The 26,118-nt window shown below is 64.7% G+C and carries 26 protein-coding genes and 1 pseudogene; 7 read left to right on the forward strand and 20 right to left on the reverse strand.

Going from position 1 to position 26,118, the window contains the following annotated elements; translation table 11 throughout:
- The first annotated feature begins 187 nt into the window (after positions 1-187).
- The 3 genes from L6Q96_12125 to L6Q96_12135 are packed head-to-tail and all read left to right on the forward strand — an operon-like array spanning position 188 to position 3,275.
- Positions 188-724 carry a hypothetical protein gene (locus L6Q96_12125; protein ID MCK6555306.1) on the forward strand — a complete coding sequence of 179 codons (537 nt, stop codon included), beginning with the start codon at positions 188-190 and terminating at the stop codon, positions 722-724.
- Positions 721-2,094: a 7-cyano-7-deazaguanine synthase gene (locus L6Q96_12130; GenBank protein MCK6555307.1), complete on the forward strand. Its 1,374-nt coding sequence runs from the start codon at positions 721-723 to the stop codon at positions 2,092-2,094. The genes L6Q96_12125 and L6Q96_12130 overlap by 4 nt, the downstream gene beginning before the upstream one ends.
- Positions 2,091-3,275, forward strand: coding sequence for an XRE family transcriptional regulator (locus tag L6Q96_12135; GenBank protein ID MCK6555308.1), 1,185 nt, complete (start codon positions 2,091-2,093; stop codon positions 3,273-3,275). The genes L6Q96_12130 and L6Q96_12135 overlap by 4 nt, the downstream gene beginning before the upstream one ends.
- A gap of 82 nt (positions 3,276-3,357) precedes the next feature.
- On the opposite strand, the gene L6Q96_12140 is transcribed toward L6Q96_12135, so the two are convergent.
- The 3 genes from L6Q96_12140 to L6Q96_12150 all read right to left on the reverse strand — a co-directional run bounded on the left by L6Q96_12140 (position 3,358) and on the right by L6Q96_12150 (position 4,687).
- Entirely contained in the window at positions 3,358-3,753 is a 396-nt protein-coding gene (locus tag L6Q96_12140; protein ID MCK6555309.1) for a hypothetical protein, read from the reverse strand.
- Positions 3,754-3,976: 223 nt separating this feature from the next.
- Positions 3,977-4,294, reverse strand: coding sequence for a hypothetical protein (locus L6Q96_12145; GenBank protein MCK6555310.1), 318 nt, complete (start codon positions 4,292-4,294; stop codon positions 3,977-3,979).
- A gap of 81 nt (positions 4,295-4,375) precedes the next feature.
- On the reverse strand, positions 4,376-4,687 hold the full coding sequence (locus tag L6Q96_12150; protein ID MCK6555311.1) for a hypothetical protein: 312 nt from the start codon (positions 4,685-4,687) through the stop codon (positions 4,376-4,378).
- Positions 4,688-4,745: 58 nt separating this feature from the next.
- Between L6Q96_12150 and L6Q96_12155 the strand changes: the two genes are divergently transcribed.
- On the forward strand, positions 4,746-6,143 hold the full coding sequence (locus L6Q96_12155) for a transposase (GenBank protein ID MCK6555312.1): 1,398 nt from the start codon (positions 4,746-4,748) through the stop codon (positions 6,141-6,143).
- A gap of 224 nt (positions 6,144-6,367) precedes the next feature.
- Here L6Q96_12155 and L6Q96_12160 read toward each other — a convergent pair whose 3' ends face one another.
- A complete protein-coding gene (locus L6Q96_12160) occupies positions 6,368-8,332 on the reverse strand; it encodes a hypothetical protein (protein ID MCK6555313.1) in 1,965 nt (654 codons plus the stop codon).
- Positions 8,333-9,330: 998 nt separating this feature from the next.
- Between L6Q96_12160 and L6Q96_12165 the strand changes: the two are divergent.
- Positions 9,331-9,900, forward strand: a pseudogene (locus tag L6Q96_12165) (hypothetical protein).
- Between the two features lie 11 nt (positions 9,901-9,911).
- Here L6Q96_12165 and L6Q96_12170 read toward each other — a convergent pair.
- Both L6Q96_12170 and L6Q96_12175 read right to left on the reverse strand, forming a co-directional pair.
- The gene (locus L6Q96_12170; protein MCK6555314.1) at positions 9,912-10,262 is read right to left on the reverse strand and encodes a DsrE family protein; all 351 of its coding nucleotides are present in this window, start codon (positions 10,260-10,262) and stop codon (positions 9,912-9,914) included.
- Between the two features lie 22 nt (positions 10,263-10,284).
- The gene (locus L6Q96_12175; protein ID MCK6555315.1) at positions 10,285-11,496 is read right to left on the reverse strand and encodes an FAD-dependent oxidoreductase; all 1,212 of its coding nucleotides are present in this window, start codon (positions 11,494-11,496) and stop codon (positions 10,285-10,287) included.
- A gap of 138 nt (positions 11,497-11,634) precedes the next feature.
- Between L6Q96_12175 and L6Q96_12180 the strand changes: the two genes are divergently transcribed.
- Both L6Q96_12180 and L6Q96_12185 read left to right on the forward strand, forming a co-directional pair.
- Complete coding sequence (locus L6Q96_12180) at positions 11,635-12,300, forward strand: metalloregulator ArsR/SmtB family transcription factor (protein MCK6555316.1); 666 nt, start codon at positions 11,635-11,637, stop codon at positions 12,298-12,300.
- A 38-nt stretch (positions 12,301-12,338) separates the two neighbouring features.
- Complete coding sequence (locus L6Q96_12185) at positions 12,339-12,575, forward strand: hypothetical protein (protein ID MCK6555317.1); 237 nt, start codon at positions 12,339-12,341, stop codon at positions 12,573-12,575.
- Positions 12,576-12,657: 82 nt separating this feature from the next.
- On the opposite strand, the gene L6Q96_12190 is transcribed toward L6Q96_12185, so the two are convergent.
- From L6Q96_12190 to L6Q96_12255, 14 genes are all read right to left on the reverse strand, one after another.
- Positions 12,658-13,449, reverse strand: a complete 792-nt coding sequence (locus tag L6Q96_12190; protein MCK6555318.1) for an ABC transporter permease — start codon at positions 13,447-13,449, stop codon at positions 12,658-12,660.
- Positions 13,446-14,156, reverse strand: a complete 711-nt coding sequence (locus L6Q96_12195) for an ABC transporter ATP-binding protein (protein MCK6555319.1) — start codon at positions 14,154-14,156, stop codon at positions 13,446-13,448. The genes L6Q96_12190 and L6Q96_12195 overlap by 4 nt, the downstream gene beginning before the upstream one ends.
- Entirely contained in the window at positions 14,153-15,475 is a 1,323-nt protein-coding gene (locus tag L6Q96_12200) for a nitrous oxide reductase family maturation protein NosD (protein ID MCK6555320.1), read from the reverse strand. Before L6Q96_12200 ends, L6Q96_12195 begins: the two co-directional genes overlap by 4 nt.
- Positions 15,476-15,479: 4 nt before the next feature.
- A complete protein-coding gene (locus L6Q96_12205; protein ID MCK6555321.1) occupies positions 15,480-16,613 on the reverse strand; it encodes a nitrous oxide reductase accessory protein NosL in 1,134 nt (377 codons plus the stop codon).
- Between the two features lie 73 nt (positions 16,614-16,686).
- Positions 16,687-18,672: a Sec-dependent nitrous-oxide reductase gene (nosZ, locus tag L6Q96_12210; protein MCK6555322.1), complete on the reverse strand. Its 1,986-nt coding sequence runs from the start codon at positions 18,670-18,672 to the stop codon at positions 16,687-16,689.
- A gap of 43 nt (positions 18,673-18,715) precedes the next feature.
- Positions 18,716-19,096: a cytochrome c gene (locus L6Q96_12215; GenBank protein ID MCK6555323.1), complete on the reverse strand. Its 381-nt coding sequence runs from the start codon at positions 19,094-19,096 to the stop codon at positions 18,716-18,718.
- A 517-nt stretch (positions 19,097-19,613) separates the two neighbouring features.
- The gene (thrH, locus tag L6Q96_12220) at positions 19,614-20,216 is read right to left on the reverse strand and encodes a bifunctional phosphoserine phosphatase/homoserine phosphotransferase ThrH (GenBank protein ID MCK6555324.1); all 603 of its coding nucleotides are present in this window, start codon (positions 20,214-20,216) and stop codon (positions 19,614-19,616) included.
- 159 nt (positions 20,217-20,375) lie between these two features.
- On the reverse strand, positions 20,376-22,205 hold the full coding sequence (locus tag L6Q96_12225; GenBank protein MCK6555325.1) for a hypothetical protein: 1,830 nt from the start codon (positions 22,203-22,205) through the stop codon (positions 20,376-20,378).
- Between the two features lie 107 nt (positions 22,206-22,312).
- Positions 22,313-23,053 (reverse strand): ABC transporter substrate-binding protein, encoded by a 741-nt coding sequence (locus L6Q96_12230; GenBank protein ID MCK6555326.1) that lies wholly within the window; start codon positions 23,051-23,053, stop codon positions 22,313-22,315.
- On the reverse strand, positions 23,022-23,774 hold the full coding sequence (locus L6Q96_12235; GenBank protein ID MCK6555327.1) for a VacJ family lipoprotein: 753 nt from the start codon (positions 23,772-23,774) through the stop codon (positions 23,022-23,024). Before L6Q96_12235 ends, L6Q96_12230 begins: the two co-directional genes overlap by 32 nt.
- Entirely contained in the window at positions 23,771-24,250 is a 480-nt protein-coding gene (gene mlaD, locus L6Q96_12240) for an outer membrane lipid asymmetry maintenance protein MlaD (protein MCK6555328.1), read from the reverse strand. The genes L6Q96_12235 and mlaD overlap by 4 nt, the downstream gene beginning before the upstream one ends.
- A gap of 4 nt (positions 24,251-24,254) precedes the next feature.
- A complete protein-coding gene (locus L6Q96_12245) occupies positions 24,255-25,031 on the reverse strand; it encodes an MlaE family lipid ABC transporter permease subunit (protein ID MCK6555329.1) in 777 nt (258 codons plus the stop codon).
- Positions 25,028-25,801, reverse strand: a complete 774-nt coding sequence (locus tag L6Q96_12250; protein ID MCK6555330.1) for an ATP-binding cassette domain-containing protein — start codon at positions 25,799-25,801, stop codon at positions 25,028-25,030. The genes L6Q96_12245 and L6Q96_12250 overlap by 4 nt, the downstream gene beginning before the upstream one ends.
- Positions 25,802-25,883: 82 nt before the next feature.
- Positions 25,884-26,054 carry a hypothetical protein gene (locus L6Q96_12255; GenBank protein ID MCK6555331.1) on the reverse strand — a complete coding sequence of 57 codons (171 nt, stop codon included), beginning with the start codon at positions 26,052-26,054 and terminating at the stop codon, positions 25,884-25,886.
- Positions 26,055-26,118: the final 64 nt, after the last annotated feature.

The raw sequence follows: 26,118 nt of genomic DNA on the forward strand, positions 1-26,118 counted from the left end.
ATCTCAGATACGCGATAGTAGCAGCCTGGCAGCAATTCTCCAATGGATTCCGATGATCACGTGGGTGAGATACGTGAAGATCGGACAACCAAGGTTGCCAAACGCCGTTGACATTGTCGGCTATTTCCATAATACTTCCTGACATCAAGGGGCACCGATGAGCGACGGACCCCACCGAAGTCTGCCAATGACCAGGGCCTGGAAGAAGGTTGCCGAGCGCGCAGACAACGCCGCATGCTCTCCCGAGGAGATCCGGGACGCGATCCTTCCGGCGCTGGCACACGACTGGAGCCGCGACATCCCTCACGCCTTCCTTCAAGGCATCGAGGCTGTCTCGCGCGAGCAGCCGGGCCTTTTCCCGGACCAGAAGCTCTCTCGACTCGAGTCGCTCCAGCCGATCACTGCTGGTCACGGCCTCGCCAGGCTCGTACTCGATTGCGCCATCGAACATGCAGCGTCGACTGGGGATGCAAGCGACCTTTCCCTCGATGCCGTGAGCAGCGCACTCGCTATTCGCGCCGCGCGCGGTGCTCACCAGGTGGAGGAACACTATTGCCGTAAATCAACCGGCCCACGCGCGCAGAGGGTCCGCTCCGGCATCGAAGACGGGATCGCGATCGCGCCCATCCAGGACCTCGCGCGTCAGCTCCTGAAACGCGATTCCGCGCCTGCCCCGCGGAGCGCGCCGAAGAAACGCGGGATCGACGAAGGAGTGAAGCTATGAGCGCTGCGGCACCAGACATCCTCGCCCCGCATCCGCATCTGAGCGTCGCGGTCATTGAAGCCGGGGGACGCCCGCCGCGGTCTTCGCTTCCGTGCGTGATCGGGGAGAACGTGCGCTTTTCGACCGAAAGCCTTGAGTCGTATTTCTTCGCCCGCTGGGAACCTGTCGCTTACGATGCGCTCCTTGTCGCGGCGGCGGTGGAGTTTTGCGATCGAACTCAACACCGCCCGGCCTTCGCGTGGGGGCGGGAGTTCGAGCTGTGTGTCCCCGTCCACGATCCTGACCGCTGGAACCAAAAGCCTGTTGGCAACACGCTGCACGACGCGTTGAATTGTCTGACCGGCGATCGCTGGAGCATCAGCTTTTGCCCCCGCAAAGCTCCGCTCGACCCACCGCGCCAGGTTCAGTTTCCGCTCAGCCCCAACGTGTCAGCGGTGATGCCTTTCAGCGATGGGCTGGATTCCCGCGCCGTCGCCGGACTGATGGCGCGCGAGCTCGGCGACAAGCTGATCCGCATCCGCCTCGGCCACACGCTGTCGCCTCCCAAGCAGCCCTTCACCGCCGTCCCGTACAAAGTCGTGCGCGGGAAGCGCGCGTTCGTCGAATCAAGCGCACGCGCGCGCGGGTTCAAGTTCGCGCTCATCGCGGGCATCGCCGCGCATTTCGCGAACGCCAATCAGATCATTCTTTCCGAAAGCGGCCAGGGGGCTCTGGGACCCGCCTTGCTGCCCGTGGGACAGGCGTATGAGGATTATCGCACCCATCCGCTCTTCACCGCGCACATGGAGCAGTTTCTAGCCGCGATCCTCGGATGCCGCGTTTCGTTCAAGTTCCCGCAGCTGTGGCACGCGAAGGGGGAGACGCTCTCCCGCTTCGTCCGCAAATGTGCGGGCGGGTCTTGGGCACAGACGTGGTCATGTTGGCAGCAGGCGCGGCAGGTCAGCGTGGACCAGAAAAAGCGTCAGTGTGGTATCTGCGCCGCCTGCATGCTCCGTCGCCTGAGCATCCACGCCGCGGGTCTCACGGAATCAAGGAGCACCTACGTCTGGGAGGATCTTGGCGCGGCAACCTTTGAAGCCGGCGCCGCCGCCAGCTTCGACAACAGGAAGATCACGCGGGCGATGCGCGAATATGCCATCGCCGGCACTTTGCACCTCGACCATCTCGCGGCGCTGGCGCATTCACCCGCCAACGCGAGAGTTCTCGCGCTCAATGCCGCTCAGCTCAGCCAATCGTGCAACCTGGCGCTCACCGATACGCGCCAGCGGCTTGATCGCCTGCTCGCGCAGCACGAGAGCGAGTGGAAATCATTCATGGAATCCCTCGGATCCAACTCCTTTGTCGCCCATTGGGCAATTCACGACCGATGACCACGCCGCTCGACGACATCTCCGCCACCGAAGTCGGCGAACGCCTGCGCCTCGCCCGCGAAAGCGCCGGCATCAAGCAGTCCGAAGCCGCAACGGCCATCTCAGTTGCGCGCACGACACTGATCGCGATCGAACAGGGGCAACGCCGCGTCCGCATGAACGAGCTGCAGCAGCTTGCGCGGCTGTACGGCACCTCCGTGAACGCGCTGTTACGGCGCGAAGCCGTCCACGTGGACCTCACGCCGCGGTTTCGCAAACTCTTCATCAGCACCGCACGGGCGGAGGATGAGGCGGCACAATTGCTCTCCAATCTCGCCAAGGCCGAAGTCGAGCTGGAGAATCTCCTGGGCGTGAAGCGCCCGCGGAACTATCCGCCCGAGCGACCGCTTCTTCCGGGAGATGTCCGGGCACAGGCGGAACAAGACGCCGCGGAACTGCGCCAGCGTCTTGGTCTCGGTATCCGGCCCGTTGAGGACATCGTCAAGCTGCTGGAACTCGAACTCGGTGTTCGCGTCTACGTCCGCAGGTTCGATGGCCGCATCTCGGGATTGTTCGGCTACGACGAAGCGCTGGGCGCCTGCATCTTGCTGAACGCCAATCATCCGCGTGACCGCCGCACGCAAACCGCCGCGCACGAAACCGGACACCTGGTGGCCGACCGTCGCAAGCCGGAGATCCTGCACGTCGACGCGCCGGAGACTTCCCGCGAAGAGCGCTATGCCAGCGCCTTCGGCCGCGCCTTCCTCACGCCCGCGCGCGCCGTGATGCAGAAGTTCCAGGATGTGACCGCCGGCTCGGACGTATTGACGCGCCGTCACGTCATCGTGCTGGCGCACTTCTTCGGCGTGTCGCGCGAAGCCCTGGTCCGCCGGCTGGAGGAATTGAAGCTCGCCAAAACGGGGACGTGGGATTGGTTCCAGGACAACGGCGGCATCACGGACGACCAGGAGCGTCAGGTGCTAGGCGACCTCAGCGCGCCTGACGCGCAGAAGGCGGACGCGGATCGCCCGACGACGCTGCGCCTCAACATGCTCGCAGGCGAGGCCTATCGCCGGAATCTTTTGAGCGAGGGACAGCTTGCGCGTCTCTTGCAACTCGACCGCGTCGAGCTGCGCGAGATCCTGGACCGGCTGGAGATGGAAGGGAGCGGGGCGGTCGGTGTCCCTCACGTGCTTGACTGACCCCGCGGCCGTCGCCGTCGCTGATGCGAGCGCCGTCATCAATCTGAACGCGACGGGCTGCGCAACAGACATTGTTGCCGCGCTACCCAATCGGGTCGTTGTCGTCGACATTGTGCCCCAAGAACTGGAGAGGGGACGCGAGAGAGACCGCAAGGATGCCGATCAACTCAACGCCCTTGCAGCCGGCGGCGCCATCGAGATCGTCCGCCTCGGCGACACAGCGCTTGAGTACTTTGAAGGGTTCGTCGTCGGTCCGGCAGCCGACACGCTCGACGACGGCGAGGCCGCGACGATCGCTTATGCGCTTGCGCAAGTCGCGATACCTCTGATTGACGAGCGCAAAGCGACGCGCCTTTGTGCTGAGCGGCATCCCGCGTTGCGGGTTGGCTGCACCGTCGACCTCTTCGCGCATCCGGAGGTGCTGCAACGTCTTGGCAGAGAGCCGCTGGCGAACGCCGTGTTCAACGCCCTCTTTCACGGGCGCATGCGCGTCTTTCCGCACCACCTTGAATGGGTGCTGGAACTCATCGGCACAGAGCGCGCAAGACGTTGCAGTAGTCTGCCTGCGGCGGTTCGTTGCCCGTCGCAAGGCTCGGCAACTGACGCATCGAAATTCGAGCACTCCGCCTCGCGGCCGACAACGCGTTAAAGAGAGCATTGGAAGATCTCGTGAGTACGGAGTTCTCCCAAGGTAGGTCGGCTCAGAGTGGGTCGTCGTAGGGTGTGGTCCACTGCTCGATCAACCGTTCGAACTCCTCCATCTGCTTTTCGTCCAGGCCCTCGGGCTCGTAGGTCATCTGGAGCCAGCCGACGACATGAGACTGAAGCTGGTCGAGGGGTGCCCCGGACTGCGAATGAACTCTGCGGGCGGTGTCCTCGATGGATAGGCGTGCACCGTCTGGCCATATGATCCTCCGTTCGCGAGCATCCACGGACGCCCCCGCGAGCGCCTCGATGACTTCGAACAGTGCCTGCTCGGACTCGAAGAAGTCCGGGAAGTCGTCTCGCTCGCTCCGCACAATGTGATCTGGCCAGAGAGACGGTGGCGACCCCCGCGAACGTGCGCCCATTCGACCTCCAGCTGCGTGTCCCCTCCTCTTCTACCTCGATCTCTGCTGCATGGACAGCCGTGAGTATTCGATGCCCAGCGCCACCCATTTCGCGATCATCCTTTTGAGCTCCTTGTAGTCGCGCGTCTGCTGGCGAATCCCTTCGAGAAGGGAAGATCGGACGTACTCGGTCTTGCTCTTCATGCGGTGGGTATAGCTGATCTGGTAGTACGCACCCCGCCGGTTCCTGGGATCTTTATACTGCCGCGTGAGCGACCCCGGACGGACAACGCCGATCTTGGCGATTCGAGCCTTGATCACCGCGATCTCCTTCTCGATCTTTTTCAGCCGTCGTGCGTTCATCCTCCTCTCGTTGGATAGCATATATATGCTGTACCACCAAGCGGCAGGAGGGTGGCGGATGGTGCTGTGGCGGGAGTGGTGGAGGATCGTCGAAGGGCTCCGCGGCGCGTGCTCGCGCGCCCGAACCTTTCAGTGGATGGCGGTGGCGCTGGCCGGCCTGTGCGTCCGAGAGGATCTACTCGGCGTGACCAGCCTGGTGCGGGTCTTCGGCCTCGAGCGGGCCTGCTACATTCGGCTGCTCGACTTCTTCCACAGCAACGCCCTGGATCCCGAACGCCTCGCGTGCCAGTGGACCTCCCTGGTCCTGCGCCTCTTCCCGGACCTGCTGCGCGTGGGCGGCCGGCTCGTGCTGCTCGCCGACGGCATCAAGATCCCCAAGTCGGGACGCAAGATGCCCGCCGTCAAAAAACTCAAACAGGTCGAGAGCAACACCAAGCCGGCCTTCATCTTCGGCCACTCCTGCCAGGCGATCGCCGCCGTGGCTGGGGCTGAGAAGACGGCCTTTGCTGTGCCCCTGGCGGCGTGCATTCACGAGGGCGTGGTGTTCACCAACCGCGATCACCGCCGCCTGCCGGGCAAGCTCTTCTCGCTGCTCGGCAGCCTCGGGATCAACGAGCCGGTCACCCTCGTGGCCGATGCCTTTTACGCCTGCCGAGTTCTCGGCCTCGGACTGCTCGCCTGCGGCTCCCACCTGGTCTCGCGCGTCCGCAGCAACGCCGTCGCCTACCGCCCCGTAAAGCGTCACCCGCGCCGTCGCGGTCGCCCCCGACTCTACGGCACCAAAGTGCGGCTTCGCTCGCTGTTCGACGACCCCTCGGGCTGGCTCCAGGCGGATAGCCCCGTCTATGGAGAACGCAACGTCAAAATCCGATACCGTGTCGTCGATCTCATCTGGCGTCCCCTGCGGCGCCTGGTCCGCTTCGTCGCCGTCGAGCACCCCATCCGGGGCAAGCTCCTCCTGCTGTGCACGGATCTGGCGCTTGACCCCATCGATGTGATTCGCCTCTACGGCATCCGATTCAAGATCGAGCTCTCCTTCAAGCAAGCTCTGCGGGTCGTCGGGGCCTACGCCTACCACTTCTGGATGATGACCATGAAGCCGTTGTCCAGGCGCCGCTCAGGCAACCAGTTTCTCCATCGCGAAACCGACCGCTACCGTGCGGCCGTTCGACGAAAGATCGCCACCTATCACCGTCACATCCAACTCGGCCTCATCGCCCAGGGCCTGCTCCAGTACTTGGCGGTTCGGGCGCCGCGAACCGTCTGGGGCTGCTTCGGATCGTGGCTCCGAACGATCCGGCCCGGAATCCCACCTTCCGAGAAGGTCACCGGCATGGCACTGCGCCACGCTCTGCCCGAATTTCTCGCAGGCAGTGCCCCGGACCATGCCTTCGCGAAATTCCTACTCGACCGAATCGACCTCAACAGATACGAAGGCCTACGACTTGCCGGATAGAAGAGAACGCAAGACTCTCAAGTGAGAGAGGTGGACGCGCAGGAAATCGGATGGGGAGGGCGAGGCTCCAGCCGAGCGGTCGTCAGGCCGTTACGGCTCGGCGGGAGCCTCGCCCTCCCGAAGGCATGGCTGATCGGGCCATTGGGTTGCGGGCGCCAGCCCGCGCTAGGCCTGTCGAAGGGTGAGCGGCTGCGGATACGTTGCCATACTTATGTCGACGAGTACTAAGGCCAGTTCCCCGTGCAGTCGCCGAAGGCGATGGCAAGGAAGTCCTGCGCCGCGGCGTCCGCAATCAAAGGCTCGTAGGCGATCCCACCCGCCTGACATGTCCCGGCGGCAACCTGTGGCTGCACGACGCGTTGATTCTGCGCCACGGCGGCTGATGGAACGAATATCCAGTCGCCGCCACAGGCGGCGGCAACGGGAAAGGCGGCAATCAGTCCGACCCGGTACTGCAATATCAGCGAGGCGTCGTACGCCGAGACCGTACCGTTGCCGCTGACGTCGCACGCAAGGGACTGGGCGGCGGTGAAGGTGCGCAGGCCGACGGTAGCCTGCAAGGCGTACGCGGCATCGAGAGCGCTGACCCCGCTGTCCGCGCCGCCGCTGCGTGCCGGTTCGATCTGCCGGTTGCCGCCCCCGCTCGCGGTGTGGACGAAGGCGCCGTTGGTGTCCGTGTCGACGGCGACCGGCGTGGCACCCAGCAAGCGCACGGTGACGCCGTCGACGGGTTCCCCGCTGGCGTAGTATCGAATCGCACCGGCGATCGAGTAGCTTGCCGGCGTCGGCGTGGGGTTCGGGGCCGCGGAGCCGTACTCGTAGGCGCCGATGTCGGGCGCACTGCCCTGCGAACGCGACTTGCCGTCGAGGTCGACTGCGGGGGCAAACCCTGCCGTACCCGCGTCGATGGCCGGGCTGCCGGCGGCGAGATGGAAGTCTTTCGTGCCGGCCGACACAAAAGACGGGTCCGCCGACCGCGCGTTGGGTTCCATCCACGGGTGTGTGGTCTGGCCCTCGATGTCGGCGGCACTGAAGCAGTCGCCGCCGTAGGGCGGGAATGCGGCGCAGACCAGGGCGTCGCTGCGATACGGGTTGTAGTAGAGATTGTTGTCGGCCGTCAGGCTCACGCCGCTGTCGAAGAACACCAGCGTGCCGCCCATGGCCGGGTTGTCGTTGGCGAAGATCGTGTTGTGCAACGCCACGGTCGTCGGCACATTGCCGTCGCCGGCGGTTGCCAGATACGCATAGCCGGTCATGTTGGCGATCGTGGAGTTGGCGATGGTGTAACTGCCGCCTCCGGCCAGCACGAGGTTGGCATCCGCCGTGGCATCGTAAGCTAGCGCGTTCTCGATGCCGCTGCCCCCGCCCCAGAGCTTGATGTTGTTGCGAGTGCCGTAGGCGATGACGCGAGAGAGCATTGTCCGCTGCGACTTGAAGTCGAAGCCGTCGCCCGGACCGCCGGCAGCCAGGCAGCGCTCGACGTCGATCCGATCTCCGCGCTCTACCGCAAACGCGTCGACCCCGGTGTGGCTGCCGGTGCCGTTGTCGATCGCCTGCACCTCGACGATGGTCAGGTCGGTGCAGCCGGGATCGTCGGGCAGACCCGGCAGAATCGGCGTACAGTCGAAGCCGCCGGCGTTGCCCTCGAGACGCACGGTCTCGACGTGACTTCCGGCGCTGTTGGAAAGCCGAATGCCTTCGTCGTCGTTGTCCTGGATCAGCAGATTGAGCAGCGTCCAGCGGTCGTTGGTGCTCCAGGCGACGATGCCGAAGCCGGCGTAGTTGCGAATGGAGAAACCGTCGATGACGATGTCGGAAACGTCGAGGTTGGAGTCCGTCGTGAACCCGGCGTACAGGCCGCCGCTGCCGTCAAGGACGGGGGTAGCGCCCGCTGCCGCCACGAAACGGACGGGGGCGCCGGAGGCGCCGCTGCGAGTCAGGGTCACCGATTCCGCGTACGTGCCGGCGCGAACATAGGCGGTGTCGCCGGCGGACATCGTGTCGGCGGCCCGTTGAATGGTGCGCCAGGGGAGGGCCGACGTGCCCGGACCGGCGTCGTTCCCGGCGGGATCGACGTAGTAATCGATCGCGCCCACGGTCTGAGCGGTCGCGACCAGCGCGACGACGAAAGCGGCGACGGCAACTCCGACACGTCGCTGCCTAACCCCCGATCTCGCGGTTTCTGCCATGCGTTGCCGCTCCCCTACTCGGGACAAGCAACGCTTGAACCAAAGCTTCGGCCATCGACAACAAAGGCCCGCGAGCCGGGCGTGGACGATGAGGGGATGGGCATATCCGGGATATCGTGATGCGCCGACACCTCTGCGCCGCGGTCCAGGCGGTTCCCTTAATCCGGGGGGATCGAGGATTAGGGGACGATGGTACTCTTGGTACTTTACGCGAGGGGGGATCCACGAACGACGGTACTACGGCCACGAATCAGCAGCGAAACGTACCAAAGGTATCATCGTCCCCACAGGCCCCCAAGCGTGGAAGGGCCGCGCTCTCAGAAGCGGAGGTTCGGACCGCGATCGAAGAAGGTCGTCGGTGACGAAGGAGTTCGTCGTCGACGCATCGATCGCCATCGCGTGGGTCCACCCGGCGCAGGCACAGTCAACTGGGACATCCACTCGTGTCGCTGGGACATCCACTCGCGCCGGAAGTGGTGGGCACCGCTCCGGCGCGACGCGCACCCTCGGGGTCGGTATCGCTATCGCCTTCGGCATCGATGCTCTGCACCCACGTTGGACTCGGCGCGTGTGGCCTCCGAGCGAGTACATGAACGAGGCCGGGGCCAGCTCTCGACACGGGCGCAATCGGGCCGGTGAGCAAAGCCTATCGAGCCGTGGACCGACACACGGCCGAGACAGGCTGCGACAGTGGTTGTGCCGGAAGCACAAGATGCAGGGAGCGGGGACGACACGCTACCCCTATCGATACGTGTACGAAGAGCTGAAATTGGTTCGGTTCGAAGGGCGGCGGCGCAACGTCGCGTGGGCGAACGCGTGAGTGCCTGTCCGAAAGCCGGATGCCTGTCCGAAAGCCGGATGCGGGAAAACCGCATGTCCGGTTTGATGAGCGGGATGTGGAGACGAAGCCTGGCTGTAATACTGGGACACTCGCAGACGAAAGGGCGAGCAACAGGGAATCCAAAACTCAGCCTACACCACCGCGCCACACCTCGACTCTACCTCCGGGGTGCATCATCGGCATTGAATTGCACTCGATTGCGCGCCTCGGCTTTCTGCCCGCCGACGGCCCCGACCACTGGACCGCGGGGACGCTGTTCCCGAAGTCGTCGAAGAAGATCGCACGCGCAATTAACGCCACCAGCGGCAATCGGCCTCTGGTGGTATTGGCGAACCAGTCGGGATTCGACGGCTCGCCGGAATCGAGGCGCGAAGTGCAGCTCGAGTACGGGGCCGAGATCGGACGCGCCATCGTCAACTTCCGTGGACCGATCGTCTTCTGCGTTGTCTCCCGATACCACGGTGGCGCCTACGTGGTTTTCTCGGGCAAGCTCAACGAGCACATCGAAGCGGCGGTGGTGGAAGGATCGTACGCGTCGGTGATCGTCGGCGCGCCGGCGGCGGCGGTCGTGTTCGCCGGCTGGGTGGCGGCACGGGTACGCAAGGACCCGCGCGTGCAAGCGCTCGAAAAGGACCTGGCGGCCGCGGAAGGAGCGGAAAAGGTGCGCTCGCGTGGCCAGTTCGACGAGGTTACCAGGAGCGGCCACTCCGAAAAGCTCGGCGAGGTAACCGGGCGCGGTTAGAATACGAGGACCTTGTCGGCTTCTTTGGTCCAGGCAGTCAGTTCGTCCATCGAGCTTCGGTGCGCCCCTTCCACGAGTGTTTCGGGCTTGATGCCGCGGGCGTCCATACAGGTCCCGCAGACGCCGATCTTGCCGCCCTTGGCAACGATAGGTTTGAGCATCCGCTCGATGTTGTAGAAGCCGGTCGGAGTCGTCTGCCCGGCGACCGCGCAGCCGGCGGCATCGCCCATCAGGAAAACCGCGACGCTGATACCTTCGGCCCTGGCGAGCGAGCCGGCGAGTCGCAGGCCGTTGTAGCTCCGTTCGGTTCCGTAGGGCGGATCGTTGAGAATGATCAAGTACGTCATCACGCGGTTCCCTTCGTCGGCGCTACCAGCCGAAGTTCAGCGACGGCCAATCGTGACGGATACGAGCGAGGTAGAACTGCTCGAACGCCACCTTCAGGTAGTGTGCCCACCTGCCCTGCTTGTGCACGATTCGGTTCCGCGGCGGGAGGAACGGATCGGCGTGGAAGTAGAAGGCGGTATCGCCGGCGTCGGCAATGCAGGTGGACGGTAGCCGTAAGCCGTCGACCTTGTTGCCGCCCTTCAGCTCCGCGGCGATGTTATGCGCCGCCGCATGCGCCATCAGTTCGGTCATGTGGCCCGTCTTCGGCACCGCCACGGGCACCGGTGTTGGTCCGGGCGGGGCGATGGCGATCGCCACGCCAACTGCGTAGATGTTGCTGAACTGCGTGCTCGTCAGCTCGTTGGTGACGGTCACAAAGCCCCGCGCGTTGGCGAGACCTTCGACCGCGCGGACGAAACCGCTGCCAACGAAGGCGGGAATGATGAGAGCAAAATCGAAGGGGACGTCTCCTCGGTCCGCGATGACGAGGCGATCGGGATGAGCTGCGCTGAGCCTGGCGCTGACGATGGTCTCGATGTCCCGATCGGCGAGTTCGTCCTCGATCAGGCGCGGCGCCATGCCAATGCCGCCGACTCCGAAGTGGCCGACGAAGGGCTCTGGGGTCACCAGCGTAAGGTGAAACCCCGGGCGTTTTCGGGCGCGCTTCAACGCCGTATCGATCATCATAACGAGCTCGTAGGCGGGCCCAATGCAGCTCGCTCCGGGGGCAGCCCCGATGACGATCTCGCCGCGATCGCCGGCAAGGACCCGCGCCAGCGCCTCCCGGGCACGGCCCGCCTCGTCGGCGCTGAAGGTCGATTGCGTGTGGCCTTGTACGGGGCCGAGGCCGGGCACCGCGGCGTAGTCCAGATCGCCTCCCGAGGCGATCGCAAGAATATCGTAGGGGAAGGTCGAGACGGCGGTCCTGACCTCGCCCCTGGCGGGATCGACGCTTGTGACCTCGGCTTCGACGAAGTGGATGCCGCGGCGCGCGAGTGTCTGTTGCAGCGGCACCTGCAAACGCGCGGGATCGCGCCAGCCGAGAATGGCCCACGGCAACGAGGGAAGGAAAGTGAACGCGGCGTCCTTCGAGATGACGGTGATGTCCGCGGCGCTGCCGAGCGCTCGCCGGAGCGCGTAGGCGACGTTGATGCCGCCGAAGGACCCGCCGATGATCACGATCTTCTTGCGCACGTGTCACCTCATTGGGTTCGTGGGGATGGTTCGTTCGTCGCCCGGTGGTGTCGAAGCCGAAGACAGCACCATCCCTCGTGCTTGCGCCTGTCTGGTCATTCAATTACTCAATTGAGCGATTATGTGTCTGGAGGCGTGATGTCAAGCGAGGGTCCGAAGCGCGCCATGTTACGGCGGTTCGGCGCAGTCGCGAAGGCGATGAGCAATCCGAACCGGCTGGAGCTCCTGGAGCTGCTGGCGCAAGGGGAGCGTAATGTGGAGGCCGTGGCGGCGCGTGCGGGCCTGTCGGTCGCGAACGCATCGCAGCACTTGCAGCACCTGCGCCGGGCGGGTCTGGTCCGGGCCCGGCGAGATGGCAAGCAGGTGCGCTATCGGCTCGGCGGCGACGCGGTGGTAGCCGCGCTCGCGGCGTTACGGCGGGTTGCGGAAATCGAGGTCGGCGAAGCGGAGCGCGTGGTGACCGGCTACTTCGGCGAGCGGGACGGCATGGAGCCGGTGGTGCGCAAGGAACTGCTGCGGCGCATCCGCGATGGCCTGGTTACCGTGCTCGACGTTCGGCCGGCGGACGAATTCGCCCACGGGCATCTGCCGAACGCCATCAACATCCCGCTCAAGGACCTCAAGCGGCGGCTGCGGGAATTGTCGCGCACGCAGGAGATTGTCGCATACTGCCGGGGTCCGTACTGTGTGCTGGCCGTGGAAGCGGTAGCGGAGCTTCGCAAGCGCGGCTTTGTCGCGCGCCGGCTCGAGGACGGATTCCCGGAGTGGAAGGCCGCGGGCCTGCCGGTCGAGGCCGCCGTATAAGTGGTCCGTTCGGGGTTTTCGCGTGGCCGGTCGAAGGGGTGGTAACGTCCGAGAGGGGGTCTTACGTCAAACAGGGCGTTTATGCCGGCTATCCGGATGCGCTTCTCGAAATCGACGCCAGACTCGACGCTCCCAAGCACCTTATCAGATGCACCGAAGACGCCAGCCAGCCGGCGGCGCTCGCGATCGGCGAACTCGCGCGGCGCGAGCCGCACCACCACCGACCGGTTGCGCAGCGTGCGCGAAGCGCCAACCAGCTGATCGACGGCCCGTAGAGTCTGGTCGTCAATGGTGACTGCAATAGTTTGCCCCAGCGTGGACGGAGCGCGGTGCCGACTCCGCGATCGAGTTCGACGATCAGAAGTCGCGGCGGCGGTAGAAGCGGGCGGCGAGCGCAACCGGGGCGCAGGTCCATACCGCCAGCGCGGTCATGGACAGTGCCATGCCCCAGGCGCTGCCGAAGAAGCGCTCGAACACGGCGCCGGTGTAACCCATCAGCGCCGCCACATCGAGCCGCAGCAGGATGACGATCCGCGCCAGATCGACCGGATTCAACATCGTCAACGCGATCAATGGGGTTTCCAGCGGATAGGCGTCGAACAGCAGGATCACCATCAACAGCATTCCGTCGTACAGCACCGTGAAGTACAGCCACAGAAAGATGACCGCGCCGAGGGCGCGGAGTCGGTTGTCGGTAAGCGTCGAGGCCAGCAGCGCCATGGCGGCAAAGATCGACGTCAGCAAGACACCGGCGAGCAACAGGCCCAGCAACGGGCCGATATCCTCGGAGTACTGGATGGCGTACCAGAGGAACGGCGTCGATACGCCGATGACGAAGGCGAGCGCCAGCGTACCGGCGAGTCCGACGTATTGCCCGTAAAAGACGCTGCGCCGATCGAGCGGTTGCGCCAGCAACAACTCGACGAACTCGCGCGAGTTGTAGAACTGGGTCATGCCGAAGATGGCGCTGACCAGCGGGATAACTATCAACACCACGCTGAGCAGGCTGACGATGGCCTGTGCGGGTTCCTCGCCGAAGTAGAAGAGCGCCCAGCCGATCGCGGCAAAGAAACCCGCATAGGCAAACATCCAGCGACTGCGTAGCAAGTCGGCGAACGTGTATCGCGCCAGCTTGAGTGCGTGCCTCATCTGCCCTCCCCCTCCATCATGCGGGCGATGGCCCGTTCCAGCGTGCGCTCGGCGGTCCGCTGCCGGATCTCCTCGAGCGTGCCGTCGAAGTACACCTGCCCCTCGGCAAGGAACACGACGCGTTCGCAGAGTTCTTCGAGATCGCTCATGACGTGCGAGGACAGCACGATCGTCTTGCCGCGCCGGCGTTCCGCGGCGAGGCGGTCCTTGCAGCGGCGACTCGACAGCGGGTCGAGTCCTACGGTGGGTTCGTCGAGAATGAGGATCTCGGAATCGAACATCAGCGCGATCACGGCGCTGATGCGCTGTCGCGTGCCGCCCGAGAGCACCCGCAGCGGCCGGCCGAGCGCGGCGTGCAAGTCGAAGAGCCGCACCAACTCGTCCTCGAACGGCGCCGGCGCCCCGCGCAGATCCTTCACCAGCGCCAGTAGTTCGTCGAGGCTGAGATTCTCCGGGAAGCGCGCGGTCTGCGGCATGTAGCCGATGCGCGCCCGATATGCCCACGAATTGCGCGTCGGCACGCCGTCGACCCGGATATCGCCGGCGTCGGGGATCACCAGCCCCACCAGGCTCTTCATGAGAGTCGTCTTGCCGGCGGCGTTCGGCCCGACGATCGCCGTGACGCGCCCGGGCTCGATAGTCAGGTCGATGCCCTTGAGCGCGCAGAGGGCACCGAACGACTTGTGCAGCCCGCGGATCGCGATCATCGCGCACTCCGCATCAGCGGCCTGTGGTCGGCAAGCACTTTCGGCGTCAGGATCGGGATGACGCGCTCCGCGAGGTCGAGCATTTCGAGAAACGGACTGCGCAGCAGGATCAGCGCCTGCGGGTAGCGCTCGACGAGGACGGCAAACAGCCGGACCGGCCGATGCGGGATGTCGCCGGCGCCGTTACGGTCGAGGTCGTAGCCGCGGTAGTCGCTCCAGAAGTTCTCCAGAAACGAGTTGAAGCTGCGGGTCCCGTTGGTGGTCACCTCGAAGGTATTGCCGACGAAGCTGTTGTGCGCAAACACCACGCCCATCGAGTTGGCCATGATTCTGACCGCCCAGCCGTTGCGGACAAAGCGATTGCCGGCGACGGTTATGCGGTTGGCCCCCTCGGCGAAGATCCCGGTCGTGTTGCGCACGAACAGGTTGCCGAACACCTCGCTGTCGGAAATGTCCTTGAGCAGCAGTCCATAGGCGGACGCGCCCCAATTATCCTCGAACGTGTTTTCGCGCATGTTCACCCGCTTCGAGTACATCACCGCGACCCCGGCATTGCTGCGCCGGAAGACGTTACGGACGTAGGAGTTGTTCTCCGAAAACATGAAATGGAGGCCGTAGCGGAGGTTGCCCTCGCTGACGTTGTCCTCGACCGTGCAGGAGCGGGCGAACTCGAGGTAGATGCCGTCGCGGTGGCCCTGCGCGCGGTTGTTACGGATGCGCAGGTGGTCGGCGTTCCAGACGTGGATGGCGTTGCCGGAGGAGGTTTCGGAAACGGCCTTGCCGCGGATGTCGTTGTTCTCGACCGTGCAGGTGACCACCTGAGCCAGGTAGATGCCGAAGAAGGCGTCGAGGATACGGTTATCGGCGATGGTGCAGCCGCGAACTCCCTCGACGCGGATGGCGGCGAGGTCGGCGATGTAGCTCATACCCGAATTGGCGACCGTCAGGTTGCGAATCGACACGTCGTTGGCGCGCACGGTGATAACTTCCACTTCGTGGGCGCCGTCGATGACGGCGTCGCCTTCGCCGATCAGGGCCAGCGGCTTGTCGATCGTCAGATTGCCCTCGCGGTAGGTGCCGGAACGTACGCGCACCGTGTCGCCCGGAGCGGCACGGGCGATGGCGTCACGAACGCTGGCAACCGGGCAGGTCGGGCAGACGACGATCTCACCCGCCCGCGCGAGGGCGGGGTGGACGACCAGGGGGGCAGCGACGAATATCAGGAAGGCGACCGCACGCTTCGCCCCGCTCGTCTTTTTGGTTGCGCAGGCCGAGCGGGGCGGTCGTCGAGGCGGGCATTGCGGGGTAATACTCGGCACGCCGTCACGATCGTGGCGGGCGTGCCCCGGAAACCGCGGCTTCCGGCTCGGGATCGTCGAGCGCGGCGCGCAGTGCGGGGAGGTCATCCCATGTAACGGCTTCACCCGCATACTGCGCGCGCGCCGCATCGCGATCGCCGTTATTGGCGAACGCGAGTACGTTGAGGCCCATCGGGCTGCGCACCCTGTCGGTGCGGAGATATGCGGCGGAGCGCGCATCGATCAATTCCCCGGGTGTAGCGAAATTTCCGACCCAAAGGGAATGGATCTCGTCGCTTGCCACGGCCTGGCGGCCGACGAATCCGACCAGGCACTCCACCGCGTCGAACTTGTACGGCTTGCCGCGCTTCGTGACCAGTTCGGAACCGAAGCGCGCGTCGACAATCCGCATACGACAGGCGGCACACTCGTCCTTGCCGTAATCGATCGGGGTCGGACGGACCGAGCACCCGACGGTCGCCGCGCCCATAAGCAGCAGCACGACAATCGCCTTACCCATCTGCCCGGCGGGTCGCAGATGGTGTGTCCCGACAGCCTTACCGGCCTTGCGCTTCTGCCGGGCCCGGCTCAACTGCCGCCCCAGTCGATGTTTCTGCCACTCGACAGCCACCGCCACAAACGCGAGTAGACCGGCAACGAAGGCAGCCCAGCCGGCGGTGTCAGGGTACGACGAGATCTCGAAGTTCGCGAGCATGTTCGTACCGAACAGCGGCGGCACAAACGGCTCGATCGTTATGGGCGCGTCCGGACTGAGATCCGTGCCGTAATCGTAAAGCCACCAGTAGAAGTCCGCCAACCCCGCCGTGCCCAGCACGACGAAGGAGACGAACCAGGCGACCAGCGCTCGCATGCGGCCGATGGCCGCCACCAGCAGCCCGGAGACGATGAGCCCGACGATGACCCAGGGGATGATCTTCAACTCCGCCATCGAGTCCGGCTCGATGTGCTTCATGCCGATGTAGTGGTTGAGCTGGTTCACCAGCGGCAATTGCCCGCCGACCTTGTTGGCCCAAATGGTCATGGCCAGACCTTCCGGATACTGAGGCGCTCCCATGTCGTAGCGCCAGAGCGGAAAGAAGAACGAAGTGACGAGCAGCAATGCTGCCAGTGCAGTAAGGATACGCGATGCGATGTTCATAGCCGATGCCTCTCAGTCGGGAAGGAAGCCTTCGGCCCCCTTCCCGCTCCAGTCCACGTACCGGCGCCGGCCCTCACCCTGCCGGCGGGGCCGCCGCAGGCGGTGCCGGCGGCGCCCCGGAACCCAGCGGAACGTTCGCTTCCGCCGGAGAAACGCGGATGTAGCCTTGCATCTCCTGGTGCAATGCCGAGCAGAAATCCGTGCAGTAGAACGGATAGATGCCCGGGCCGGGGGCGGTCCACTGCAGCGTCCGCGTCTCCCCCGGCATGACCAGCAACTCGGCGTTCTGACTACCCATCACGGCGAAGCCGTGCGGGACGTCCCAGTCCTGCTCCAGATTCGTCACGTGGAACAGGACGTTGTCGCCGGGTTGGATGCCTTCGATGTTATCGAGCTTGAAGTGCGAGCGGATGGCCGTCATGTACACGTGCACATCCTTGCCCTGACGTTCTACGCGCGCTTCCTTCTCGCTCTTGCTCACGTACGGATGCTTGCTGTTCTCGAGCGGATAGATGCGCGTCGACTTCTCCATGAGCTTGTCGGCGGGGATGGCCTGCGCGTAGTGCGGCTCGCCGATCGTCGGGAAGTCGAGCAGGAGCTGCATCTTGTCGCCGCTGATATCGATCAGTTGCGCGGCCTGCGTCAGCTCGGGGCCGGTAGGCAGGTAACGGTCCTTGGTGATCTTGTTCAGCGCGACCATGTACTTGCCCGACGGCTTGGTGGAGTCGCCGCCGGGAATCATCAGGTGCCCGATCGAGTAATAGGTCGGGATACGGTCGACGATCTTCCACGTCCCGAGTTGCCACTTGATGATCTCGGAGCTGAGGAAACAAGAGGTGTACGCATAGCCCTTGCCGTCGAATTCGGTGTGCAGCGGACCCAGGCAGGCGTTCGGCACCTGACCGGCGATGACGGCGTCGAACTTGAGCACCGGCACGCCCTGGATCGTCGTTTCGAACTGCTTGCCGGCGATCGCCTTCTGCATGTTATCGAACGAATGCACCGGGATCGTCGAGGAGAGCTTGCCGCCGGCGACGATGTACTTGCCGGTGTCGTCGACGTCGACGCCGTGCGGGGACTTGGGCGTCGGCAGGAAGTACACCAGGCCTTCGCAGTTATCCGGCGTCAGCACCGTCTCCTGCTTGATCTCCTCCGACTTCGCGATGCGGCTTTCGTGGTCCATGACGTTATGGCGGTGCGGGGTGTTCCAGACCGTGCCCTTACCCTGGGCTATGCATTCCTCGGCGCGTTTCCAGTTCACCGCAGCCACGAAGTCCTTGTCGTTCTTCGAAGCGTTGACCTCGAGGAGGGTGTGCGCCTGCTCGGTATTGTACGAGGTGAAGAAGCACCAGCCGTGGGACGGACCCTTGCCGCAGTGCCCGAGATCGTAATCGTATCCCGGCATCAGGATCTGGAAGCCGATCTTCATCTCTCCGGACTTGGGGTCCACCTTGACGAAGGTGAGCGTGCCCTTGAAGTTGTCCTTGTAGCTGGCAATCGGCACGTCCTTGTTCGGCATCGGACGACTGAACCGCGTCGCGGCGACGAGATACTCGGTATTCTCGGTGGCGAAGGGCGAGCCATGCTGTCCGGCGGCGTTCGGGATCTCGATCACCTCGGCCGTTTCGAAGGCTGACAGATCGATGCGCCCGATACGCGGCGTGTTGTTGCCGTTGATGAATATCCAGCGCCCGTCGGCCACGCCGTTCGTGCGCGACAACTGCGGATGGTGGGCGTCGTCCCACGGCACCATGCCGTAGCTGGTCATCAGCATCGGCTTGGTTTCCTCGGAGTACCCGTAGCCGTTCTCCGGATTGACCGAGAACACCGGGATGACCCTGAAGAGGCGGCCTGACGGCAAACCGTATACGGCGAGTTGCCCGCTGAATCCGCCCGACATGAACCCGTAGAACTCGTCGTAGCTCCCCGGCGGCACGAAAACCCGCTGCGCCGCGTTCGAGGCCAGCGACTTGGCCTCCTTGGCGGCCCGAGCGGCTACCGCAACTCCGACCAGGACCAATCCCACTGCTACTACCTTGACCACGGTTTTCTTCGTCATGAGGTCGCCCTCCCTTTCTGGCGTCTTAGCGTCGATCGAAGCGTTACTTGGCCGGCTTGGCCTGGCCCACCTTACCGGCGGCTGCGGCGCCGCCGGAGTCGTGCTGCCGGAAGAACTCGAGGATCGCACGGGCGTCGGGTTCGCTGACGTTCTGGAAAGTCATCTGCGTCATATACTCGCCCAGCAGGTGCTTTGCGGTTTCATTCTCCGCGGTCATTTCCTGCGGGTTCAGGATCATGTTCATGATCCACTCCGGTGACCGGCGCTGTGTCACCCCGCCTATCGGCGGGCCCACGTATCGCTCGTCGAACTTGTGACAAGCACTGCACTTCTGCTCGAACGCCTCGCCCCCGCGCTTGGCGAGCGCCGGGTCGATGGCGCCGAGCTTCACCGCCTTGATCGGACCGACCCCCTTGTCTGCCATGTCCGCAGTCGCCGCGACCGCAATGCCCGCGCCGATCAAGCACGTCGCGATGGCAATCCCGAAACGGCGCGCTGCACGTGAAAGTACCCGCATCTGTCGTGTCCTCCTGGTTGACCAATGTCTGCCGGCCGCCCGTGGCATCTCACCCGAATGTACAGGAACCGCCGCCCGAGTCCGCAGGTCTCCCGGGAAATAGTAACCGGACACCTGCATTCTCCGGAGCAGGCGTTTCAATCGTTCCAGACCCTCGGCTATTCGCGTATCCACAGGACGCTACTCCAAGCGACGCTCGAAGCAACATCGAGGCCAGCGGTGCCCCACTTTGTGCGACAATTCGCCACGCCGCGTCTGCCACCGGAATGGGCAGTCCGCGTCCCACGAATGGGAATAGCCGTGCCGATACGGGAAATGCAATCAGGAATGAGAAATCGGGGTCTTGGGGGCCTGGGGGGGCGTCGGCTCCGGGCGGTGGCCGGGGACCGCCGGGGGATTGTCGGCCCGCGGATCGTCTGGTGCCTCAGGCTCCTGCGATTCTTGCAAACGCTTCCTGCAATTCGGCATACGTTCGCGTGACCGGGAACTGAGGGAATTCGCGGATGACGTTCTCGGGCGGGCGAAACAGAATGCCGTGATCGGCTTCGGCGAGCATGGTTGTGTCGTTGTACGAATCGCCGGCCGCGACCACGTCGAAGTTGAGCAGCTTCAGCGCCATCACGGCCTTGCGCTTCCCGTCACGGATGCGGATGCGATAGTCGGCAATCCGTCCGGCGTCGTCGATCACCAGGGTATTGCAGAACAGCGCCGGACGGCCGAGTTGGGCCATCAGCGGACTGGCAAACTGCTCGAAGGTATCGGACAGGATGATCACCTGGAAGCGCGCGCGCAGCCAGTCGAGGAAAGCCGGGGCGCCCTCCAGCGGCTGCATGCTGCCGATGACGGCTTGAATGTCGGCCAGCTTCAAGCCGTGCCGGTCGAGAATCCCCAGCCGGTAACGCATCAGCTTGTCGTAATCGGGCTCGTCGCGCGTCGTAACGCGCAATTCCGGGATGCCGGTACGCTCGGCCACGTCGATCCAGATCTCCGGCGTGAGCACACCTTCGAGGTCGAGACAGGCGATCATGGGCGGGTCGTTAACCACATTTCGGCCGCCCGCGCTACGCCAGGCGACCCGCACCGCAAAACCCACGGTAGGTGAGCACGCCGCCGTTCTTCCTTGCCCGGGAATCGCCGTCGCGTGCGCTCATCCGCGAGAACCGCAAGTCGGGTCGAACCGCAACCCTCATTGAGCGGTGAGAATCAGCGCGGTGTTGAGGTCGGCCAGGCCGAATGGCGACGGCAGGCTTATGTCCAACGCGGGCACCGACGTCACCAGCCTCACCCCGGATGTCCCCGTGATGGGCGCTAACGGATCGCTGTCGCAGGTAAACCGGACACCGGTGACGGCAATCGCCTGCACCTTGCCGGCCGCCGGCGCGATGCCGGGAAACACGTCCATAATCGTCGACGCCGCGGTTCCCGTTGTCAGTGGACCGCGGTTCGGATCCGTCGTTGGGGGACCGAGGCAGAGGTCGCCCAGGGACCGGATCTCGATGGCCGCGCTCAGGGTCAGGATGGCATCCCCCGCCTGCCAGGACGACGCGCCGAAGGCGCCGAACAGCGGGCTACGACAGACGCCGTCGTGAGGGTCGCCGCTCGGCGCATCCTCCAACACGGCCGCGGTTCCGCTGGCGGCATCGGTGGCTACGCACATCGGATCGCTCGGCGCGGCCGGTACGCATAGCCCGGTTGACGAGTGAAGTTTTCCGCCGTTGCCGAGCGAGCCCGTGCACGCGGCGCCCGTACCGCTGTTGCAGGCCGTGCCGTTGGAGCAATGATCCGTGTGCACCAGGAAGTCCGGACTGGCGAGACCGGGAACGGGCGAACCAAAGCAGTTGAGTACGCCGGTGCCGGCCAGGCCGGACCCGGGCATGGTTGTGTCCTCGACCAGGAAGACGCATGCGGTCCCGACCACGCCATATCCCGGGACGGAAACCGGCAGGGGTGGCAGGGTCGTCTCCGGCACCGAGATTTCGTACTGGCCGGGGCGTAGCCGGCCGTCGACGTTGAGCGTCAGCGTACCGGCTAGGCCGCCGAGCGACAGCGCCCGATCGACCCCCGGTCCGAGCGCCGACAGACCTCGCACTTCGATCTGGCTGTTGGCCGGATCGAGCGTGAACGGGAACTGCTGGCGGCACGCGCACAGGCGTGAGCACAGCCCCGGACAGGCGGCGTCGTCCGTGCCGTCACAGACCTCGGCCGGTTGATTGATCTCGTTGTCGCCGCACTCCGGGTCGACGACCGATGGCAGGCAGATCTCGGCCTCCTTCCGGGTGTCGAACTGCTCGTTCTGACCGAGGCTGTTGCCGATCTTCACTCCGGTGAGTGGCACGTGCTTGAGCTGTTCCTTGGCCGGCTTCGCGGCGTAGCAGAGGTAGTGGCCCTTCGAGTTCTTGACCCCGCCACCGGCATAGTCGGTCGGCAGGCAGAGACGCCTGGGCTTCTTGATGTCGAAAATCTTAGCCGGAGCGGTGAACTGGTCGCCGAGGGTGATCTGCAGGCCCTTGGGGAACTTCGGCTGTCCGTCGGCGATCTTGACGGAGTAACAGGTGTAGTGATCGACGTCGTGCAGCAACGGGTTCGGCGCCGGCGGCGTGATGGCGAAGTCGATGGCCGTCGGCAGCAGAAGGCGGTCGGGCTTCTTGGTCTTCAGCACCAGCTCGCCGAGCGAGTTAACCACCCTGACGGCGAGTTGCGGCACGTGCTTCGGTTCGGTCTTGACCGGCTTGATCGCGTAGCTCTCCAGATGGGTCGCAGCATCGACGATGCCGGTACCGTCGTCGGCCGGGTTGCAGAGGAGAGCGGGTTTGGCGAGGTCGAAAACATCGGGACCGGCACCGGCGAACGCGTCGACCGCCGAGACCCCTGGGACGGGAGTGAACTTGGGTGTGCCGCTACTGCCCTTGACGACGTAACAGAGCATAGGGTCGTCAGGGGCGCCTGCCGGCGTGAAGGCCGACGCTGCACTTGCTGCCAGAAATACCGACACCACCGCCGTTAACCGGATCCGCATACGATCCCCCACCTTCGTTTAGTCGCCCCTGCAACCTGCCGTATAGCCGGTTCCGTGCCGACTTGTAAGCCGAAAATTGTTGGTCGACGAGAAACGGCCGGCCCCGGCTACGAGGGGCGGTGGCCGCCGATCGGCGCTTCCTCTTTCAGGGGTTCGCCCTTCTGGTTCTTCTCCCGCAGCAAATCGATAAGCCTCTGCGGGCCGCCCTGCGCGATGATGTCCTGGAACTGCGAGCGGAAATTCGACACCAGGCTGACTCCCTCGACGATGATGTCGATGATCCGCCACTGGCCTTCCCGTTGTCGCAGGCGATAGTCGACGACGATGTCCTGGGAACCGCCGCCGCGGACGATTCGGCTGAGGACCGTGTAGTCGCCGCGCGCCTCCTCGCGTCCACCGACGATCTGCACCCGTTCGTTCTTGTAGCTATCGATGTTGCGCCCGTAGGTAACCGACAGGTGCTTGCGGAACTCCTGCATGAACTCCTCTTGTTGCGCCGCGGAGAGTCGCTTCCAGTTCTGCGCCAGCACCAGGCGCGACAGGGTTTCGAAATCGACCTGTTGGTAGACGATGTCTTCGATCTGTTTGCGCTTCTCTTCCGACGACAGGCCGTTGTTGCTGAGGATGGACACCACCCTCGTGCTGGTCTCGTCGACCACTTCCTGGGGGCTGAGGGCGGCGGAGCTGCGTGCCGGCAGCCCGCCGTTGACGAGGGCCAGCAGGAACGCGGCGCCGAGCGCGACTCGGCAATACAGTCGTCCGCCCCCGCCGTTCGCCGCCCGCGGAGCGCTTCGCGCCGGCGCTCGCAGCGCCCTATCAGTCCTCGATCTGATAGAGGTCTTCTTCATAATCGGTTTCCTTCCGCGCAGGTTCCGTGGAATCGTCGATCAGCGCCCGCCGCCGCTGGAAGTATGCGTTGCGGACGAACGTGTAGTAGTCGAGCGAGGCGGCCCGGGCGTTTTCGATCTCTTCGAGGAACTGCGCCCGGGCGTTGACGAAGTTCACCGCCGTCGCCGTAGTGGCGTAAAACCAGAAGTCGCCGATGAAGAACGGGTACACGCTCATCAGGTAATCGCCGACGAGGCCGGCCATGTCGCGCGGATTCGACGGCCCAAGCACCGGGAGGACAACGTACGCGCCGGGCGCGAGGCCCCAGTAGCCGAGGGTTTGCCCGAAGTCCTCGCGCTGTCGCTCGAGCCCCCATCCGGTGGCCGGGTCGAAGAAGCCCACCACGCCGACTGTCGTATTCACCACGAACCGGCCCGCGCTCTTCGCGAACGCGACGGGCTTGAGCTGGAGAACGCAGTTGCCCGCCTCGATCGGGAAGAGGACGTTGGCAAAGAAGTTCGAGATCGACCGCTCCGCCAGATCCGGCAGCGCCCAGTGCCACACCCTCGCCGCCGGTTCCATGGCGTAGACGTCCAGGGTGTCGTTGAACCAGAACACCTTTCGGTTCAACGATTCGAGCGGGTCGTAGTCGGGTCGCGTTCGGCTTGCCGCGCACCCGTTCAGTGTCACCAACGCAAGTCCGAGGGTCAACCACCACCAGGCCCCGCCCCCCCTCGTCATTCTTTCTTTTCCTTCCCATCGTTCCCGCCGACGTTGACGTTGTGGACGAGCTTGCCGATCAGGCGTTCGAGGAGCACGGCCGACTCGGTGAAGCCGATCTCCTCGCCGGAGCGCAGAGTCTGATCGTCGCCGCCGACCTGCAGCGAGACGAAGCGATCGCCGAGGATACCCGCGGTCATGATGGATGCCGTGGTATCGACCGGCAGTTGCAGGCTCGCGTCCAGGTTGAGTTCGACGCGCGCCCGCGAGTTCTTGTCCAAGGTGATCGACGACACCTGGCCAACCTTCACCCCGGCGATTTCGACCGGAGCCCGCGGCTTCAGGCCGCCGGTCTGATCGAAGGATGCGAACAGGATGAGGCCACCGTTCGAATTACGCCCGAAGCCGGCGACACTGAAGGACAGGTAAGCTATGGCGCCGAGACCGGCCAGCACGAAAAGCCCGACCAGCAGGTCGCGCGTCGAGGATCGGCTCATGCGGTTACACTCCCCACAGCGCAGTAATGAAGTAATCGAAGATCAGTATGCTCACGGAACCCACCACCACCGTCGAAGTCGTCGCCGCACTTACCCCCGCCGACGTCGGCGCGGTGGTGTAGCCGCGATACGTTGCAATCAGCCCGACGAGAACGCCGAACACGCAGGCCTTCAACAGACTCCCGGCGACGTCGTCGTCGAAAACGACGGCGTTCTCCAGGCCACTCATGTAAGCGCCGCTGTCGACTCCCATCAGTCCGACTCCCACCAGGTAGCCGCCGAAGAGGCCGGCGACGATGAACAAGGCCGAGAGCAAAGGCATGACCGCCACCATCGCCAGCGCCTTCGGTGTGACCACCATGTGCACCGGGTCGACCGACATCATCCGCAAGCCGTCGAGTTGCTCGGTGGCCACCATGGTGCCGATCTCTGCCGTCGTCGCCGAACCTGCACGCCCGGTCGTGAGCAGGGCCGTCAGTACGGGCCCCAGCTCTCGGATGAGACTGAGGCCCACGACCGCACCGAGCGATTCGGTGGCGCCGAAGCGAACCAGCGTGTTGTAGCCTTGCAGTCCGAGCACCATGCCGACGGCGACGCCGCTCACGCAGATGATGACCAGCGACAACACGCCCAGCTTGAAGATCTCGTCGACAAACGGCCGCAGCCGGATCGGCGGCGTGATCACCGACCGCACGATGTGCGCCGCGAAAACCGCCATCCGCCCGAGGTCGTCGACGAATCGCAGCGTGGCCCAGCCGAGATCGTGAACGAACGTCGTCATGCCCCGGCTCCCGGCGCGATCTCCACGGGAAGCTCCACCGCGGCGAGATACTCGTCGATGTCCTCCCTGAGGAAGCTGACGATGCGCGGGTCGGCACTGTCTTGCAGTTCTCCGGGGGTGCCCTGAAACGAGCCGTCGGGAAGCAGCGCAAGGACGTGCGCGGCCATGCGCATCGTCGAGGCAACGTGATGCGAGACGACCACCATGGTCATCCGGTACCGGTCGTTGATGCTGGCGAGTAAAGCCTCGATTCGCCGCGCCGAAATCGGGTCGAGGCCCGAGAACGGTTCGTCGCAGAGAAGAACGATCGGTTTGCGGATGATGGCGCGGGCGAGCGCCACGCGCTTGGTCATGCCCCCGGAAAGCTGCCCCGGCAGCAGCCGGTCGACGTCACTCAGGCCGACCGCATCGAGACAATCGTGCACCACGCCGGCGATTTCCGGCTCTCCCAGATGCATGTGCTCCCGCAGCGGAAACGCCAGGTTGTCGAACACGCTGAGCGAGTCGAGCAGCGCCCCGCCCTGGAACATCATCCCGAGCTTCTGTCGCACCCTGAACAACTGCCGTTCCGAAAGCCGCGTGATGTCCTCGCCGTCCACCAGTATCTGCCCGCTCTGCGGGCGGACCAGTCCGCCGATGAGCCGCAGCACCGTGCTCTTGCCCGAGCCGCTGCCGCCGAGAATGACGGTGATCTTGCCGCGCGGGAACGCGCAACTGAGCGACTTGAACACGGTGCGGTTGCCGAACGCCATGCGGACCCGGTCGAACACGATGTGCGCATCGTCGGTAGGCGGTGGGCTGGGGCGCGCGGCAGTCATAGGACCGGTAAAGCAACGCGGACGAGAAATCCTCTCAATCTAGCCAGATGGCGGCCGCGAAGTCGACCGTGCCGGCGCAGGGTCCGCGCGGCTCTGAATCGAGCACCTCCTGCCAGTCCGCAAGCGCCACGGTCTCCCGTCCAATCGGCCCGGGCAACGGCAGCTCCTGAAAATCGCCGATCGGTCCTTCCAGAACCGCGCGCACGCCGGACCGGACATCTCGCGGACCGAGACGAGTCCAACGTCGATTCGTCCCTGCATGAGAGATC

Source organism: Candidatus Binatia bacterium (assembly GCA_023150935.1).
Classification (GTDB): domain Bacteria; phylum Desulfobacterota; class Binatia; order HRBIN30; family HRBIN30; genus JAKLJW01.

Bases quoted from the DNA above. Each gene is read 5' to 3' on its own strand.
- thrH (MCK6555324.1), bottom strand. From the start codon at position 20,216: ATGATCGCCTGTCTCGACCTCGAAGGTGTGCTCACGCCGGAGATCTGG.
- L6Q96_12150 (MCK6555311.1), bottom strand. From the start codon at position 4,687: ATGAACGCACGACGGCTGAAAAAGATCGAGAAGGAGATCGCGGTGATC.
- L6Q96_12155 (MCK6555312.1), top strand. From the start codon at position 4,746: ATGGTGCTGTGGCGGGAGTGGTGGAGGATCGTCGAAGGGCTCCGCGGC.
- L6Q96_12245 (MCK6555329.1), bottom strand. From the start codon at position 25,031: ATGACGACGTTCGTTCACGATCTCGGCTGGGCCACGCTGCGATTCGTC.
- L6Q96_12235 (MCK6555327.1), bottom strand. From the start codon at position 23,774: ATGACGAGGGGGGGCGGGGCCTGGTGGTGGTTGACCCTCGGACTTGCG.
- L6Q96_12130 (MCK6555307.1), top strand. From the start codon at position 721: ATGAGCGCTGCGGCACCAGACATCCTCGCCCCGCATCCGCATCTGAGC.
- L6Q96_12190 (MCK6555318.1), bottom strand. From the start codon at position 13,449: ATGAGGCACGCACTCAAGCTGGCGCGATACACGTTCGCCGACTTGCTA.
- L6Q96_12170 (MCK6555314.1), bottom strand. From the start codon at position 10,262: ATGACGTACTTGATCATTCTCAACGATCCGCCCTACGGAACCGAACGG.
- L6Q96_12230 (MCK6555326.1), bottom strand. From the start codon at position 23,053: ATGAAGAAGACCTCTATCAGATCGAGGACTGATAGGGCGCTGCGAGCG.
- L6Q96_12225 (MCK6555325.1), bottom strand. From the start codon at position 22,205: ATGCGGATCCGGTTAACGGCGGTGGTGTCGGTATTTCTGGCAGCAAGT.
- L6Q96_12205 (MCK6555321.1), bottom strand. From the start codon at position 16,613: ATGAACATCGCATCGCGTATCCTTACTGCACTGGCAGCATTGCTGCTC.
- nosZ (MCK6555322.1), bottom strand. From the start codon at position 18,672: ATGACGAAGAAAACCGTGGTCAAGGTAGTAGCAGTGGGATTGGTCCTG.
- mlaD (MCK6555328.1), bottom strand. From the start codon at position 24,250: ATGAGCCGATCCTCGACGCGCGACCTGCTGGTCGGGCTTTTCGTGCTG.
- L6Q96_12215 (MCK6555323.1), bottom strand. From the start codon at position 19,096: ATGGCAGACAAGGGGGTCGGTCCGATCAAGGCGGTGAAGCTCGGCGCC.
- L6Q96_12135 (MCK6555308.1), top strand. From the start codon at position 2,091: ATGACCACGCCGCTCGACGACATCTCCGCCACCGAAGTCGGCGAACGC.
- L6Q96_12195 (MCK6555319.1), bottom strand. From the start codon at position 14,156: ATGATCGCGATCCGCGGGCTGCACAAGTCGTTCGGTGCCCTCTGCGCG.
- L6Q96_12125 (MCK6555306.1), top strand. From the start codon at position 188: ATGACCAGGGCCTGGAAGAAGGTTGCCGAGCGCGCAGACAACGCCGCA.
- L6Q96_12180 (MCK6555316.1), top strand. From the start codon at position 11,635: ATGTCAAGCGAGGGTCCGAAGCGCGCCATGTTACGGCGGTTCGGCGCA.
- L6Q96_12160 (MCK6555313.1), bottom strand. From the start codon at position 8,332: ATGGCAGAAACCGCGAGATCGGGGGTTAGGCAGCGACGTGTCGGAGTT.